General features: G+C 39.5%; 1 pseudogene. It reads left to right on the top strand.

Going from position 1 to position 925, the window contains the following annotated elements:
* Positions 1-925, top strand: a pseudogene (locus G6Q00_RS08240) (hypothetical protein); the annotation flags it as partial.

Here is a 925-nt window from a genome sequence, read left to right as displayed (position 1 = left end):
TAAAGACTTTCAGCCACTCACTAGCGCCACTAAAGTGGATAAAAAAGCTAGTGGCGTTATTTCTGTGCCTAAAGTGCAAACTAGCGCCACAACAAGCCCCAAACTAGGCGCGTTACAATGGAATATTAAAAAAGATGTTGATCCTAAAAAAGCGGAGGAATTAGCTAAAGCCCTCCATGATCTAGCCCGCTCCTCTATGAGTGAGTATGCTAAAAAGATTGATGATATTAAGCAAAAAACGCAAGAATGGATAAAGGCGGGGGTAAATAAAAATCTAGCGCTTAAAGAGCAAAAACGCCTAATTACCGCGCTTAATGAATCTATAGCAAAAGAGAAAAATAACGCCCAATTAGATTACTTAGAGCAAATGGCTAAGACTAAGATAGAGTTAATGCGCGCGGGATTAGATCAAAATATTGCTAAGGAAAATCTAGCCTATGAGCAAGAAATACGCCACTTGAATGAGGAGAGCGCTAAAAAGCTAGAGAGTGGAGCGCTTTCTCTAGCCCAAATTGATAAGCAATATAGCGCCTTGAGTGCTTTACATGATAAAAAAATTAAAGATATACAAGAGGCGGCACAACTAGAGGCACAAAAGGCCAAAGAAGCGGCCGACGCGCTAGCAATTGCCAACAATCAAGACTATTTACAAACCGAATTAAATATTAAACAGCGCGCGGTTAATCTCATGCAAGAGGGCACGCTAAAACAAATTGAGTTAGAAAAACTTAGACATGAACAAGAAATTACAAACTTAAATAAAGAAGTGGCCGCTAAAGTGGCGGCTAATAAGATGAGTATAGATCAAGCTAATAAACTCTATGAATTAGAAAGCGCCCAACATGAGGCTAATTTAAAAGCAATAAATGCGGCTAAAACGGGGGTTAAAGGCGCGTTTAACTTAGATTTAAGCGGGGTTTTTCAA

The sequence above is a fragment of the Helicobacter suis genome (assembly GCF_902196125.1).
In the GTDB taxonomy this organism is placed as follows: domain Bacteria; phylum Campylobacterota; class Campylobacteria; order Campylobacterales; family Helicobacteraceae; genus Helicobacter; species Helicobacter suis_B.
This window is presented reverse-complemented; position numbering and strand designations above follow the sequence as displayed.